This window comes from Streptomyces sp. NPDC048002, assembly GCF_040653275.1.
Classification (GTDB): Bacteria; Actinomycetota; Actinomycetes; order Streptomycetales; family Streptomycetaceae; genus Streptomyces.
Genome location: NZ_JBEZNL010000006.1, coordinates 89,904 through 104,805 on the forward strand (window position 1 = coordinate 89,904; position 14,902 = coordinate 104,805).

Genomic DNA, 14,902 nt, shown 5'->3' on the forward strand with positions numbered 1-14,902 from the left:
ACCGCCCGCCCGGCGGGCTGCTCACCCCTCCTTGACGAAGCCCTCCTCCAGCATCCAGTCCAGCGCCACCTCGTGCGGGTCCTGGCCCTCGACGTCCACCTTGGCGTTCAGCTCCTGGGCGACCGTGTTGTTCAGCCGCGCCGTCACCGGCGCCAGCACCTCCGCGATGGCCGGCCACTCCTTCAGCGTGTCGGTGTTGATCTCGGGCGCCGCGTTGTAGTTGGGGAAGAACTTCTTGTCGTCGTCCATGACGGCCAGGTTCATCGACTTGATCCGCCCGTCGGTGGTGAAGACCTCCCCGAAGGTGCAGCTCCCCTTCGCCGCCTCGGTGTAGATGATCCCGGTGTCCATCTGCGTGATGTTCTTGGCCGGGAGGTCCATCCCGTACGCCTTCTCCATGCCCGGCAGCCCGTCCGCCCGGTTGGCGAACTCGGCCTCCACGCACACCGTCACCGCGCCCGGGTCGCTCGCGGCCAGCTCGGCGACGTCGGAGAGGTTCTCGGTGCCGTACTTCTCGAAGTTCTCCTGGTTCATCGCCAGCGCGTAGGTGTTGTTCAGGGCGGAGGGCTCCAGCCAGGTCAGCCCGTCCTCCAGGTCGGCGTCGCGCACCGCCTCCCACTGCTCGCGCGGGTCGTCGATGGGCTCGCTGTTGCCCTGGTACGTGATCCAGGCGGTGCCCGTGTACTCGTACATCCCGTCCGCGTCCCCGGACTTCACCGCCTCGCGCGCCCCGATCGACCCCTGGATGCCGGTGCGGTCGAGTACCTCGGCGCCCGCCGCCTCGAAGGCGATGCCCATGATCGCGCCGAGGATGAGCTGCTCGGTGAACTCCTTGGAGGTCACGGTCAGTTCGGCCCCCTTGAGCGGCTGTCCCCGGCCGATCGTGCCGGGCACCACGTCGTCGACCATCGGCGATCCGCTGGTCAGACCGCAGCCGGAGGCCGCCACCAGGACGGCGGCCAGCGCCGCACAGGTACGGCGTCTCATGTCCCCACCTCCAGGCCCCGCGGCCGCAGCAGCAGTTCGGCCAGGGATGCCAGCCAGTCCACCAGCAGCGCCAGCGACACCGTGAGGATCGCGCCGAGCATCAGCACCGGCATGCGCTGGGTGGTGATCCCCGTGGTGATCAGCACGCCCAGGCCGCCGCCCCCGCCGAAGGTCGCCAGGGTCGCCGTACCGACGTTCAGGACCAGTGCCGTACGGACGCCCGCGAGGATCAGCGGGACCGCCAGCGGCAGTTCGACCCGGGAGAGCACGCCCGTGGCGGACATCCCGATGCCCCGCGCCGCCTCCAGCAGGCTCGGATCGTTCGCCTTCAGGCCCGCGATGGTGTTCGACAGCACGGGCAGGATGGCGTAGAGGGTGATGCCGATCAGGGCCGCCTTCATCCCGGTGCCCAGCCAGATCACCAGCAGCGCGAGCAGGCCGATCGCCGGGGTCGCCTGCCCCATGTTGGCGATGGTCATCGCGATCGGGGTGGCCTTGCGGAACGCCTTGCGGGTCAGCAGGATGCCCAGCGGGATCGCGATGATCAGGACGAAGAAGGTCGAGATCACGGTCAGTTCGATGTGCTGCCACAGCGCCTCGGAGACCACGCCGTTCGACAGCGCGTTCTCCGAGATCGGGTCCAGGTCGGCCTGCTGGAACCACAGCCAGGTCACCAGCAGCAGCACCACCAGGACCGAGGGCAGGAAGGTCAGTTTCTGCCAGGTCACCCGGCGGGAGGCGACCGCCGGGGGCGGGGGAGCCTCCTGCTCGGCCTCGCCCTCGTCGCGGAAGGCGAGCCCCTTGACCTCGTGTTCGCCCTCGGGGCGCCGGTGCTCGGGGGACTGCGCGGGGCTCGTCACGCCTTCGCCTCCCCTCCGTCGCCCTCCTGCTCGGCGTGGGTCCGCTCGGCGCGGGCGTGCTCCAGCTCGTGCTGGTGCTCCATCGCCTCCAGTCGGTCCGCCTCCAGCAGTTCGTGCACGGAGTTCATCAGCGTCTCCATGTCCACGACGCCCTCGTACTCGCCGCGCCGCCCGGTGACCGCGACCCGGCCCGCGTTGTCGGTGAGGACCGCCTCCAGTGCGTCGCGCAGGGTGGCGTCCCGGGTCACCGTGTCGTGCACCAGCGTGCCCGCCCTGGCCAGGGAGCCCTTGGCCCGCATCAGGTCGCCGCGGCGCAGCCACTTGTAGGGGCGGCGGCGCTTGTCGAGCAGCAGGATCTCGTTGGTGCCGCTGGAGCGGAGCAGGTTGAAGATCTCCTGGAGCGGGTCGTCCACGGTCACCGTCGGATAGTCGGTGATCTCCACGTCCCGCACCCGGGTCAGGTTCAGCCGCTTCAGCGCGGCCCCGGCCCCGACGAACCCGGAGACGAAGTCGTCGGCCGGATTGGTGAGGATCGCCTCCGGGGTGTCGAACTGGGCGATGTGCGAGCGCTCGCGCAGCACGGCGATCCGGTCGCCCAGCTTGATCGCCTCGTCGAAGTCGTGGGTGACGAAGACGATCGTCTTGTGCAGTTCGTGCTGGAGCCGGATCAGTTCGTCCTGGAGGTGGTCGCGGGTGATCGGGTCGACCGCGCCGAACGGCTCGTCCATCAGCAGCACCGGCGGATCGGCGGCCAGCGCCCTCGCCACCCCGACCCGCTGCTGCTGGCCGCCGGAGAGCTGGCGCGGATAGCGGCCGTGGAACTCGCCGGGGTCCAGTCCCACCAGGTCCAGCAGCTCCTCCACCCGGTTCCTGATCCGCGCCTTGGACCAGCCGATCATCTTCGGCACCAGCCCGATGTTCTGCGCGACCGTCATGTGCGGGAAGAGACCGGCCGACTGGATCGCGTAGCCGACCTTGCGGCGCAGCTTCACCGGGTCGATGTCGGTGACGTCCTCGCCGTTGATGCGGATCCGGCCGCCGGTCGGCTCGATCAGCCGGTTGATCATCTTGAGCGTCGTGGACTTCCCGCAGCCGGACGGGCCGACGAAGATGACCGTCTCGCCCGCCTGGATCTCCATCGAGACGTTGTCGACGGCCGGGCTGGGGTTGCCCGGGTACCGCTTGGTGAGGCTCTCCAGCTCGATCGAGGCGCCGGACGCACCGGACTCAGACACGGATCCCCCTCGGAATGGTCAGGCGTCCCAGCAGGACGTACGCGGCGTCGAACAGCAGGGCCAGCACGATGATCCCGAGCGTGCCCGCGAGCACCTGGTTGAGGGCGTTCTTGCTGCCCAGGGAGGCGATCCCGCGGAAGATCTCGTTGCCGAGACCGGGCCCGGAGGCGTAGGCGGCGATGGCCGCGATGCCCATCAGCATCTGCGTCGAGACCCGGATACCGGTCAGGATCGGCGGCCAGGCCAGCGGCAGCTCGATCCGCAGCAGCCGCATCGGGCGGGACATGCCGATGCCGGTGGCCGCGTCGACCAGGGTCGGATCGACTCCGCGCAGCCCGACGATGCAGTTCCGCACGATCGGCAGCAGCCCGTACAGGGTCAGCGCGATCACCGTGGGCGGGACGCCCAGGCCCACGATCGGGATGAGCAGACCGATCATGGCGAGCGAGGGGATGGTCAGCAGGGTCGAGGTGGTCGTGGTCGCGAGGTTCCCGGCCCACTCGCTGCGGTAGGTGACGACACCGATCAGCACGCCCAGCAGGGTCGCGACGACCATGCACTGGAACACCGCGCTCGCGTGCTGGTACGCGTCCGCGAGCAACTGCTGGTGGGTGGTGCTCAGGTACTCCCAGAAATTCACTCGCTCACACCACCCGTCGGTCGGCCGTGCCCGTCAGCTCCTCTCCCGGTCCTCCGCCGCCTGCTCCACCAGCGGGATGATCCGCAGCGGAACGGGGTTCTCCATCACGATCGCGGTCGAGGCCCGGACAATCCCATCAAAACCGACAACCCGGTCGATGACCCGTTGCAGATCGGCGTTCGAGCGGGCCACGAGCCGGCACAGCATGTCCCCGCTGCCGGTCGTCGTGTGCAGCTCCAGCACCTCCGGAACCGTCGCCAAGTGGGCCCGTACGTCCGGCCCTTGGCCCTGCCGGATCTGGAGCGTGGCGAAGGCGGTGACCGGGTAGCCGAGCGCCGCCGGTTCCACCTGCGGACCAAAACCCCGGATGACTCCGTTCGACTGAAGCCGGTCCAGCCGCGCCTGCACGGTCCCGCGGGCCACCCCCAGCCGCCGGGACATCTCCAGCACCCCGATCCTCGGCTCGCGCGCGAGCAGCACGATGATGCGGCCGTCCAGACGATCGATCGCCACAGGGCCTCCCGGCACTGGTCATCCTGTACAGAAAGCCCGCAGAGCCGGGCCCGTCGCTGTGCACAATGCCCAGCGAATACGCGAACTATTGCGCACCTTGCGGGGCGCGGCCAGGCTGCCGCTATGACGCAGACCACAGACCACACCCCCGACACCGCGCGGCAGGCCGACCCCTTCCCGGTCAAGGGAATGGACGCGGTCGTCTTCGCCGTGGGCAACGCCAAGCAGGCGGCGCACTACTACTCCACCGCCTTCGGCATGAAGCTGGTCGCCTACTCCGGACCGGAGAACGGCACCCGCGAGACCGCCTCGTACGTCCTGGAGAACGGCTCCGCCCGGTTCGTCCTCACCTCGGTGATCAAGCCCGCCACCGAGTGGGGCCACTTCCTCCACCGGCACGTGGCCGAGCACGGCGACGGCGTCGTCGACCTCGCCATCGAGGTCCCGGACGCCCGCGCCGCGTACGCCTACGCGATCGAGCACGGCGCCCGCTCGGTCGCCGAGCCGTACGAGCTGAAGGACGAGCACGGCACCGTCGTCCTCGCGGCCATCGCCACCTACGGCGAGACCCGCCACACCCTCGTCGAGCGCACCGGCTACGACGGCCCGTACCTGCCCGGTTACGTCACCGCGAACCCGATGGTCGAGCCGCCCTCCCAGCGCACCTTCCAGGCGGTCGACCACTGCGTCGGCAACGTGGAACTCGGCCGCATGAACGAGTGGGTCGGCTTCTACAACAAGGTCATGGGCTTCACGAACATGAAGGAGTTCGTGGGCGACGACATCGCCACCGAGTACAGCGCGCTGATGTCGAAGGTGGTCGCCGACGGCACGCTCAAGGTCAAGTTCCCGATCAACGAGCCCGCCGTCGCCAAGAAGAAGTCCCAGATCGACGAGTACCTGGAGTTCTACGGCGGCGCCGGCGTCCAGCACATCGCGCTGAACACCAACGACATCGTCGCCACCGTCCGCACCATGCGCGCGGCCGGAGTCCAGTTCCTCGACACCCCGGACTCCTACTACGACACCCTCGGCGAGTGGGTCGGCGACACCCGCGTCCCGGTGGACACCCTCCGCGAGCTGAAGATCCTCGCCGACCGCGACGAGGACGGCTACCTGCTCCAGATCTTCACCAAGCCGGTCCAGGACCGCCCGACGGTCTTCTTCGAGCTGATCGAACGCCACGGCTCCATGGGCTTCGGCAAGGGCAACTTCAAGGCCCTGTTCGAGGCGATCGAGCGCGAGCAGGCCAAGCGCGGCAACCTCTGACTAGCCCTCGCCGTCCGCGCCCTCTTCCCCGGGCAGCGGCACGTCCGCGGGTTCGCCGAGTCCCACGAGGGCCTGGCGGGCCCGCGGGGCGTGCAGCGTGGAGAACCACGGATTGATCCGCAGCGCCTCCTGAAGATGACGGCGGGCGGAACCGGTCAGCTCCAGGTCACGCTCGATCATCCCGCGGTGGTACGTGTACAGCGCGCTGCGCACCCCGCCGCCCTTCGTCCCGTCCGTGGCGATCCTCGCGAACCCCAACGCCTCCCGGTCCCGCCCGGCCCGGTGCAGCGCCCACCCGAGCGCGTCCGCCACCGCGATCCCCGGCTGCCGCCGCCACTCGGCCCGCAACCGCCGCACCGCCGACTCCGGGTCACCGTGGTCCGCCTCGAACTGGCCCAGCACCAGCTCCCCGTCCACCCCGCCCGCCGCGGCCCGCCGCACCTGGTCGCGCAGGGTGTCGTACTGCACCCGGGCGGCCTGCCCGAGCCCGAGCGACTCGTACAGCTCGCCCAGTTCCAGCGCGTACTGGGGGAGCGGCTGCTTGGCCAGGGCGACCCGGTAGGCGTTCAGCGCCTCCGTCGTACGGCCCAGCGACGCCAGTGCCCGGCCCTGTCCGGCGAGCGCGGCCCGCTGGTCCGGGTCGAGCCGCACCGCCTCCTGGAAGTGGCGCAGTGCCGCCTTCCGGTCGCCGCGCTCGAAGGCCAGTTGCCCGCCCCGCTCCAGGTACGCCGCCCGCTCGGCCGGGGTCTCGGCGCCCGCAGCCGCGTCGGAGAGGGAGGCCGCCGCGTCCTCCCGCCAGCCGTGGTCCCGGTACACACCGCCCGCGCGCGCCAGCACCGCGGGTCCGGTGCGCAGCTCCAGCAGCCGGTCCAGCGCCTTCTTCGCCGCCTGGTGGTCGCCGAGCCCGGTGTAGGCGTCGATCAGCGGCGGGTACGTCGTCCACCGCTTCGGCGCCGCCTTCAGCGCGGCCTCGCCCCACTTCCGCGCGGCGGGGAAGTCCCGGCGGGCGCCGGCCAGCGCGGACAGCCCGCCCAGCGCCTCCACGTTGCCCCCGGCGCGCTCCTGCAACGACCTGCGCAGGGCCCGCTCCGCCCGCGGGTAGTACCCCGCGTCCGCGGTGCGCCGCCCCTGCTCCACATAGGCCGACCCCAGCACCGCCCAGGACTCGGCGTCCTCGGGATGCTCCCGCAGATGGCTCTCGCGCTCCTCGATGAGCACCGCCAGATCGGGCAGCGCGGCCGGCACCCCCGTGGTCACCGCGGCCAGCGCCTGCGCCCCCGGCGCCGGAGCGGCGGGGCCCGTCCGCTGCCCCCACGGCAGCAGCGTCAGCACGCCCCCGAGCACGGCACACCCCACGACCGAACCGGCCAGCACCCGTCGGCTCGGCCGCCGGCGCCGCTCCTGCTGTTGCTTCTCCATGGCGCTCACTGTGCGTCAGCACGGCGACCCCGTTCCCGCACCGAAAGCCCCCCGCTTGCGGGGTTCACACCGATGGCCCCCGGTGCGACGCTGTGATCATGAGCCACAGCCAAGTGCCGCACGCCGATGTGACCGACCGGCTGCTCGCCGGTCTGCCCGCCGAGGCCGTGCTCACCGATCCCGACGTCACGGCCTCCTACGCCAACGACATGGCCGGCTTCTGCCCGGCCGGCGCCCCCGCCGTGGTGGTCCTGCCCCGCACCGTCGAACAGGTGCAGCACGTCATGCGCACCGCCACCGAGCTGCGCGTGCCGGTCGTCCCGCAGGGCGCCCGCACCGGACTGTCCGGCGGCGCCAACGCCACCGACGGCTGCATCGTCCTGTCGCTGACCCGGATGGACAGGATCCTGGAGATCAGCCCGGTCGACCGGATCGCCGTGGTGGAGCCGGGCGTGGTCAACGCGGCCCTGTCCCGCGCCGTCGACGAACACGGCCTGTACTACCCGCCGGACCCCTCCAGCTGGGAGCAGTGCACGATCGGCGGCAACATCGGCACGGCCTCGGGCGGACTGTGCTGCGTGAAGTACGGGGTGACCGCCGAGTACGTGCTCGGCCTCGACGTCGTCCTCGCCGACGGACGGCTCATGAGCACCGGCCGGCGCACCGCGAAGGGCGTCGCGGGATACGACCTGACCCGGCTGTTCGTCGGCTCCGAGGGCTCCCTCGGCGTCGTCGTACGGGCGGTCCTGGCACTGCGGCCCCGCCCGCCCCGGCAACTGGTGCTGGCGGCGGAGTTCTCGTCCGCGGCCGCCGCCTGCGACGCGGTCTGCCGGATCATGGCGGGCGGGCACGTCCCGTCCCTCCTCGAACTGATGGACCGCACGACCGTCAAGGCCGTCAACGACCTCGCGCACATGGGGCTGCCGGAGTCCACCGAGGCGCTGCTCCTCGCCGCCTTCGACACCCCCGACCCCGGACCCGACCTCGCCGCGGTGGGCGCGCTCTGCGAGGCGGCCGGCGCCACCCAGGTGGTCCCCGCCGAGGACACCGCGGAGTCCGAACTGCTGCTCCAGGCGCGGCGGCTGTCCCTGACCGCGCTGGAGGCGGTGCGCGGGGTGACGATGATCGACGACGTGTGCGTGCCGCGCTCCCGGCTCGGCGACATGCTCGACGGCGTCGAGCGGATCGCCGAGAAGTACCGGCTGACCATCGGGGTCGTGGCGCACGCCGGGGACGGCAACACCCACCCCACCGTCTGTTTCGACGCCCAGGACGCCGACGAGTCCCGGCGCGCCCGCGAGTCCTTCGACGAGATCATGGCGCTCGGCCTGGAACTCGGCGGGACCATCACCGGCGAGCACGGCGTCGGCGTCCTGAAGAAGGAGTGGCTGGCCCGCGAGATCGGCCCCGTGGGCCTGGAGATGCAGCGGGCCGTCAAGCAGGTCTTCGACCCCCTCGGCATCCTCAACCCGGGCAAGCTGTTCTGACCCCCCGGGCCGCGCCGGGCGGCCGTCACTCACCGTCCTTGGACTCGTCGCCCGGCCACGGGTCGCCCAGCCACAGGTCGTCGGCCGGGGTGGGGGCGAGCAGCTCGGCGAGGCCGTCGTCGATACCGAGCTGCTCGGCCTCAGAGCCCGGGGGGACCACCCGCAGGGTCCGCTCCAGCCACGCCGACACCTGCGCCGCCGGGGCCTCCAGCAGGGCGTCGCCGTCCGGCGAACTCAGCGCCATCAGCACGACGCTGCGGCCCTCGACCTTCGTCGGCCAGACCCGCACGTCACCGTGGCCGCACGGCCGGAACACCCCCTCCACCAGCAGTTCGCGGGCGAAGGTCCAGTTGACGGGGTGGTCGGAGCCGATGTGGAAGGTGATGTGCACGGCGAAGGGGTCGTCGCTGGTGTAGCTCAGCAGGGCGGGCACGGGGATGCTGCGCTCGGGCGACAGGACGAGCTTCAGCTCCAGCTCCCGCTCAACCACGGTGGGGTACATGACGTCCGGTGTCCTCTCTCACGACGTTCATGGCTCTCGTCTGGCTCTGGTACGGATCCCGAAGCGGGCCCGTACGAGTGGAGAGCGGGTTCGGCCCGTGGCATTACGCGGGTTCGCGAAAGTTTTTCCACACTTCCTTCCGGGCCTGTGGCCGCGGTGCGCGAGCTTGCCCGGAAAGGGGCGGGTACCGCGGGACTGGCGGTGGGGGTTGCCCGCGTCTGATAGATGTGGAGCCCCCCAAATGACCCCCGAGCAGATACGGGACGACGGACATGAGCGCCCCAACCCCGGCCCCCGGCGACGACAGGCCCCGCGAAGGGTATTACCCGGACCCGTCCATTCCTGGATATGTCCGGTACTGGAACGGTGCCTCGTGGGTACCGGGCACCAGCCGTCCGGCGCCGGCGGGCGGTGAACCGCTCAGCCCGCCGTCCGGCGCGCCCGCTCCGGCGCCGGTCGAGGAGACGGGCCCGCACTTCTTCGACGAGGACCCGGTCGGCCCGCCCGGGTCCGAGCCGGGCCGTTCCCAGCACGGCAGCCGTCCCGAGCCCGCCTCGGCGTGGGGCGCCGACCGGGCCCGCCAGTCCGGCTTCGGCGGCGACCCGGACCGCCGGGTCTCCTGGGGTACGCCCGACCCGCGCACCCCGGCCCCGGCCGAGGGCGCGACGACCGGGACGGAGGGCACGGCGACCATCCCGCCCGCCGACGCGGCGCAGGCCGGCGGCAACACCTTCGTCTTCCGGCGGCCTACGCCCGGTCCCGCCGCGGTGGACGCCTCCCGCCCCGCGGGCGACGAGGGCACCATGACCTTCCGTGCGCTGTCCCCGCGCACGGGCGCCCAGGACGACGCGCCCGGAGCACAACAGGGGCGCACGGCCGCCCCGTCGGGGGGTTCCGCGTCCGCGGGGGCCGGTGGTGCGGGTGCGGCGGGCTTCGGGCCGGCTCCCTCGGCATCGGGTGGTGCGGGCGCGGGCGCGGGTGCGGGTACCGGGCCAGGGGCGTCCGCCGCCGGTGGTCCGGCCCAGGGCTTCGGCCCGGCTCCGACGAACTTCGGCCCCCCGGCGCAGGGAGCCGGCGCCCCGGCCCCGGCGGCACAGGGCCCGGCCTCGCAAGGCCCGTCGGGCCAGGGCCCGACTGCCCAGGCACCGGCCGCCCAGGGCCCCGTGGGCCAGGTCCCCTCCCCGCAGGGCCCGGTGGGTCACGGGGCCCAGGGCCCGCTCGCGCAGGGCCCGGCGGGCCACGCGCCCGCCGCTCACGCCGGCGCCGCCGCGGCAGCCGCCCCGCAGGGGCCCGGCTTCGCCGCCGGCAAGGCCGCCGCCGAGCGGGCGCAGGCCGCCGCCCCCACGGGCCTCTCCGGCCCGCAGGCCGCCCCTTCCGTTCCCCAGCAGTCCGGCCCGCAGCCGGTCTCCCAGGCGCCCGCGCAGCCCGCTCCGGCGGCCGGTGCGGGGGACGGCCCGCCCGGCTCCGCCCCGGTGACCACCGGAGTCGGCGGCGGACAGCCCTCCTGGGCCCAGCAGGTGCACCGGCTCGCCGGAGCCTCCGACGACGACCAGCCCGTCGCGCCCTGGAAGCCCCCGGTCGAGGACGTCTTCCAGGCGGCGGCCCGACGCCAGGCGGCCGCCCGCCCCGCCTCCCTCGGCAAGCGGTTCGCCGCCCGTCTGCTGGACACCGTGGTGCTCCTCGGCGTCACCGCCGCGGCCGCCGTGCCGCTCGGCACCCGGGCGATCGACCACGTCGACGCGAAGATCGACGCGGCGAAGGCGTCCGGCGAGACCGTCACGGTGTGGCTGCTGGACGGCACGACGTCGGTGTACCTCGGCATCGTGCTGGCCGTCCTGCTGGTCTTCGGCGCGCTCTACGAGGCGCTGCCCACCGCCAAGTGGGGCCGCACCCTGGGCAAGCGGCTGTTCGGCCTGGAGGTGCGGGACATCGAGGCGCACGAGCCGCCGACCTTCGGCGGGGCGCTGCGCCGCTGGCTCGTGTACAGCGTCCCCGGGCTGCTGGTGATCGGAGTCGTCGGAGTCCTGTGGTGCCTGTTCGACAAGCCGTGGCGCCAGTGCTGGCACGACAAGGCGGCCCATACGTTCGTCACGGGATGACCCGGTGAGCCGCCGGCGCGGGGTCCGGGTGATCCCGTAGCCCGGACGGCCCCTCGCCGGATGCGCGGAGGGAGGGTTCGCGGTCGACTCGGGCCATGAGCAGCGAACCGCCCCCCGGCTCCGGTGGCCAGCCGCCGGAAGACGACCCGTTCAGGAAGCAGCCCCCGTCCGGCGACTCCGGTGCGGGCGGCGGCTCGCCCTACGGCGGTCAGCCGCCTCCGTACCAGGGCGGCCCCTACGGGGGCGGTGGTCCCTACGGCGGTGGTCCGCAGGGCGGTGACCCCTACGGCGGCGGCGGATACCCGGCCGATCCGCTGGCCGGCATGCCGCCGCTCGCCGAGAGCGGCAGGCGCACCCTGGCCCGGATCATCGACATGGTGATGGTGGCCGTCGTGGTGTGGCTGCTCACCCTGGTGTTCCGGGTCAACGAACTGGACGTGAACGCCGACGACATGGACTACGGCAAGTCCTTCGGCCAGTCCCTGATCGCGGCCCTGCTCTACGTCGGCTACGACACCGTGATGATCTCCAGGTCCGGCCAGACGCTCGGCAAGAAGTGGCTGGGCATGCGGGTGGCCAACCTCGACAACGGCTCCACGCCCTCCGTGCAGACCGCGCTGGTCCGCTCGTTGGTGCTGTGGATCCCGTTCGCGTTCTGCTGCGCCTGCGTCTGGACCGCGATCTGCGGCGGCTGGAGCTACTTCGACAAGCCCTACAAGCAGGGCCTGCACGACAAGGCGGCCAAGACGGTCGTGGTCAGCACCCGCTGAGCCCGAGCACGCCGAGGGCGTGTTGCGAAAGTCCCGCCTGCCCCGCCCTTCGGGCGAACGACGGGACTTTCCCAACACGCCCTGGTGCTAGGACGCCGCGCGTTCGCGCACCGGCTCCGGCGCCACGGCGACCGGGGCCGGCCCGGGTGCCGACGTGTGGGCCTGGGCCGGCTTGCGGAAGGCGATCACGCGGGCCTTGGGGGTGGGTACGGCCAGCGCGACCAGCAGGCCGAGGGCGAGTGCGGCGAAGGCGACGAGCGAGATCCCCACGGCCGAACTCGTCTGTGACAGCAGCAGCATGGCAAGGGTCGAGAAGAGCACGGTGCACGAACCGTAGGCGAGCTGTGCGGCGGTCGGACGAGGCATGTGAATCGTGTCCTCGGAATCGGGGGTACACGGGGGTGTGGGCCTGGCATTCCGCCAACTTCCGGGCGTTCCGCCAGCTGACTCTAACCGCGTGCATGCCCGAGCGGAACGAACAGTAAGCGTGACCTAACCAACAGTACCGGTGCACGGGGGGCGCACGGAGTCATGACGTCCACCACGTGGACGGGGTCGCGCGCCCGTCGAGCGGTCCGCGGGTGTCCGTAAAGCGGATCTCGACTCCGCATAGTGCAGTTGACCTGTTCAAGTCAAGGTCTGTCTTTTCTCCTGAACCTCTAGTCAAATGTCGTCACTTGACTACACGCGTTGATCACGCGTGCGCGAATCTCCATGACCAGGACCCCCCGTCGCGCGCGCCAGAACGCGGGGGAGGATCTCAAGTGACCAGCAGATCTTGGACGTTCAGAGCGGCCGCGACGGCTGTCGCCTTCGCGGCGGCCACCGCCACGTTCTCGACGTTCACCATGGCTCAGGCCGACGACACGGCCGCGAGCGGCATCGACCGGCAGGACCCGGCGCCGGTGCACCAGGAACAGGAGCACGACCTCGACGGTCCGCTGAGCCGGACCCAGGAGGCCCAGCGCGAAGAGGCGCTGAAGCAGGTCATATCCGGCAAGGCCCAGGTGAAGGAGCGCGGCGGCTCCCAGGTCGTCGAGCTCAAGAGCAAGAAGGGCGACAGCAAGTACGTCGAGCTGGGCCGCGAGAAGACCGACAAGATCTTCACGATCCTGGTCGAGTTCGGGGACCAGACCAAGCCCGAGTTCGGCGGCACGCCCGGCCCGCTGCACAACCAGATAGCCGAGCCGGACCGTGCGCAGGACAACAGCACGGCCTGGCAGGCGGACTACAACCAGAAGCACTTCGAGGACCTCTACTTCGGCACCGGCAAGCGCGCCGAGTCGATGAAGAAGTACTACGAGAAGCAGTCCTCGGGCCGCTACTCCATCGAGGGCGAGGTCTCCGACTGGGTCAAGGTCCCCTACAACGAGGCCCGTTACGGCAACAACGCCTGCGGCCAGACCAACTGCACGAGCGTCTGGAACATCGTCAGCGACGGTGTGACGGCCTGGGTCGCGCAGCAGAAGGCGGCCGGCCGGACCGACGCCCAGATCGCGGCCGACGTCAAGCAGTTCGACCAGTGGGACCGCTACGACTTCGACGGCGACGGCGACTTCAACGAGTCCGACGGCTACATCGACCACTTCCAGGTCGTGCACGCCGGTGAGGACGAGTCCGCCGGCGGCGGCGCGCAGGGCGAGGACGCCATCTGGGCGCACCGCTGGTACGCCTTCGGCACCGACGCCGGCGCCACCGGCCCGGACGACAACCGGCTGGGCGGCGCGCAGATCGGCTCCACCGGCATCTGGGTCGGCGACTACACGGTCCAGCCGGAGAACGGCGGACTCGGCGTCTTCGCCCACGAGTACGGCCACGACCTCGGTCTGCCGGACCACTACGACACCTCCGGCGGCGGTGAGAACTCCACCGGCTTCTGGACCCTGATGTCCTCCGGTTCCTGGCTCGGCACCGGCAAGGAGGCCATCGGTGACCTCCCCGGCGACATGACCGCCTGGGACAAGCTCCAGCTGGGCTGGCTCGACTTCGCCACGGCCAAGGCCGCGACCAAGTCCAAGCACAAGCTGGGCGTCGCCGAGTACAACACCAAGAACAAGCAGGCGCTCGTCGTCGAACTGCCCAAGAAGGCGGTCACCACCGAGATCGTCGCCCCGGCCGAGGGCACCCAGCAGTGGTGGAGCGGCAGCGGCGACAACCTCAAGAACACGCTGACCCGTTCGGTGGACCTCACCGGCAAGTCCTCGGCGGCGCTGACCCTCGACGGCTGGTGGGCCATCGAGGCGGGCTACGACTACCTCTACACCGAGGTGTCCACCGACGGCGGCGCCAACTGGACCGCCCTGGACGGCACCGCCGACGGCTCGCCGATCTCCCGGGACGGCAGCGACAAGCCCGCGCTCGACGGCTTCTCCGAGACCTACAAGAAGCTGAACTTCCCGCTGGACGCCTACGCCGGCCAGAAGATCGACCTGCGCTTCCGCTACGCCACCGACGGCGGCGTGGCCGAGAAGGGCTTCGCGGCCGACCGCATCTCGGTCACCGCGGACGGCACGGCGCTGTTCACCGACAACGCCGAGACCGCGGACGCCGCCTGGACGGCCAACGGCTTCCAGCGCATGGGTGGTTCCTTCACCAAGGACTACGCCCAGTACTACATCGCGGAGAACCGCCAGTACGTCTCGTACGACAAGACCCTCAAGGTCGGCCCGTACAACTTCGGCTTCTCCACGACCCGTCCGAGCTGGGTGGAGCACTACCCGTACCAGAACGGTCTGTTGATCTGGAAGTGGGACACCTCCCAGGCGGACAACAACACCAGCCAGCACCCGGGCACCGGTCTGATCCTGCCGGTCGACTCCCACTACAAGGCGCTGAAGTGGGCCGACGGCACGCCGATGCGCAGCCGGATCCAGGCGTACGACTCGCCGTTCAGCCTCTACGGCACCGACGGCATCACGCTGCACAACGCGGACGTCAAGACCCGGATCAAGGGGTCGAAGGGTGTGCCGGTCTTCAACGACCGCACCAGCACCTACTACGACGCGGCGACCCCGCTGGCCGGTGTCAAGATCACTGACACCAACACCAAGATCAAGATCGTCAAGGAGGCCAAGAACGGCTCCACGATCTCGGTCGAGGTCGGCCCCGCGGGCAAGTAAAC

The 14,902-nt window shown here is 71.3% G+C and carries 13 protein-coding genes; 5 read left to right on the top strand and 8 right to left on the bottom strand.

The genetic code is table 11. The features are described from left to right. Nucleotides 1-21: 21 nt before the first annotated feature. From AB0E07_RS10965 to AB0E07_RS10985, 5 genes are read right to left on the bottom strand one after another with little or no spacing between them, the layout of a single operon-like run. A complete protein-coding gene (locus AB0E07_RS10965; RefSeq protein ID WP_362248467.1) occupies nt 22-987 on the bottom strand; it encodes a glycine betaine ABC transporter substrate-binding protein in 966 nt (321 codons plus the stop codon). Beyond that, the gene (locus AB0E07_RS10970; protein WP_362248470.1) at nt 984-1,847 is read right to left on the bottom strand and encodes an ABC transporter permease; all 864 of its coding nucleotides are present in this window, start codon (nt 1,845-1,847) and stop codon (nt 984-986) included. The genes AB0E07_RS10965 and AB0E07_RS10970 overlap by 4 nt, the downstream gene beginning before the upstream one ends. Beyond that, a complete protein-coding gene (locus AB0E07_RS10975; RefSeq protein WP_362248474.1) occupies nt 1,844-3,082 on the bottom strand; it encodes a betaine/proline/choline family ABC transporter ATP-binding protein in 1,239 nt (412 codons plus the stop codon). Before AB0E07_RS10975 ends, AB0E07_RS10970 begins: the two co-directional genes overlap by 4 nt. Continuing rightward, a complete protein-coding gene (locus AB0E07_RS10980) occupies nt 3,075-3,722 on the bottom strand; it encodes an ABC transporter permease (RefSeq protein WP_362248477.1) in 648 nt (215 codons plus the stop codon). The genes AB0E07_RS10975 and AB0E07_RS10980 overlap by 8 nt, the downstream gene beginning before the upstream one ends. A gap of 33 nt (nt 3,723-3,755) precedes the next feature. Beyond that, the gene (locus AB0E07_RS10985) at nt 3,756-4,235 is read right to left on the bottom strand and encodes an Lrp/AsnC family transcriptional regulator (protein WP_362248480.1); all 480 of its coding nucleotides are present in this window, start codon (nt 4,233-4,235) and stop codon (nt 3,756-3,758) included. A gap of 123 nt (nt 4,236-4,358) precedes the next feature. On the opposite strand from AB0E07_RS10985, the gene hppD reads away from it, so the two are divergent. Further along, a complete protein-coding gene (gene hppD, locus AB0E07_RS10990) occupies nt 4,359-5,504 on the top strand; it encodes a 4-hydroxyphenylpyruvate dioxygenase (RefSeq protein ID WP_362248482.1) in 1,146 nt (381 codons plus the stop codon). Here the strand turns inward: hppD and AB0E07_RS10995 are convergent, their stop codons facing one another. Further along, nucleotides 5,505-6,923: a tetratricopeptide repeat protein gene (locus AB0E07_RS10995; RefSeq protein WP_362248485.1), complete on the bottom strand. Its 1,419-nt coding sequence runs from the start codon at nt 6,921-6,923 to the stop codon at nt 5,505-5,507. Between the two features lie 98 nt (nt 6,924-7,021). Here AB0E07_RS10995 and AB0E07_RS11000 point away from each other — a divergent pair, with 98 nt between their 5' ends. Next, nucleotides 7,022-8,410, top strand: a complete 1,389-nt coding sequence (locus AB0E07_RS11000; RefSeq protein WP_362248488.1) for an FAD-linked oxidase C-terminal domain-containing protein — start codon at nt 7,022-7,024, stop codon at nt 8,408-8,410. A 25-nt stretch (nt 8,411-8,435) separates the two neighbouring features. Here the strand turns inward: AB0E07_RS11000 and AB0E07_RS11005 are convergent, their stop codons facing one another. After that, nucleotides 8,436-8,912 (bottom strand): SsgA family sporulation/cell division regulator, encoded by a 477-nt coding sequence (locus AB0E07_RS11005; protein WP_362248491.1) that lies wholly within the window; start codon nt 8,910-8,912, stop codon nt 8,436-8,438. Between the two features lie 272 nt (nt 8,913-9,184). On the opposite strand from AB0E07_RS11005, the gene AB0E07_RS11010 reads away from it, so the two are divergent. Both AB0E07_RS11010 and AB0E07_RS11015 read left to right on the top strand, forming a co-directional pair. Further along, complete coding sequence (locus AB0E07_RS11010; RefSeq protein WP_362248494.1) at nt 9,185-11,011, top strand: RDD family protein; 1,827 nt, start codon at nt 9,185-9,187, stop codon at nt 11,009-11,011. A gap of 95 nt (nt 11,012-11,106) precedes the next feature. Continuing rightward, entirely contained in the window at nt 11,107-11,781 is a 675-nt protein-coding gene (locus AB0E07_RS11015) for an RDD family protein (RefSeq protein ID WP_362248497.1), read from the top strand. An 87-nt stretch (nt 11,782-11,868) separates the two neighbouring features. Here the strand turns inward: AB0E07_RS11015 and AB0E07_RS11020 are convergent, their stop codons facing one another. Then, on the bottom strand, nt 11,869-12,147 hold the full coding sequence (locus tag AB0E07_RS11020; RefSeq protein WP_362248500.1) for a hypothetical protein: 279 nt from the start codon (nt 12,145-12,147) through the stop codon (nt 11,869-11,871). A gap of 398 nt (nt 12,148-12,545) precedes the next feature. Here AB0E07_RS11020 and AB0E07_RS11025 point away from each other — a divergent pair, with 398 nt between their 5' ends. Next, nucleotides 12,546-14,900 (top strand): immune inhibitor A domain-containing protein, encoded by a 2,355-nt coding sequence (locus AB0E07_RS11025; protein ID WP_362248503.1) that lies wholly within the window; start codon nt 12,546-12,548, stop codon nt 14,898-14,900. The last annotated feature ends 2 nt before the right edge of the window (nt 14,901-14,902 follow it).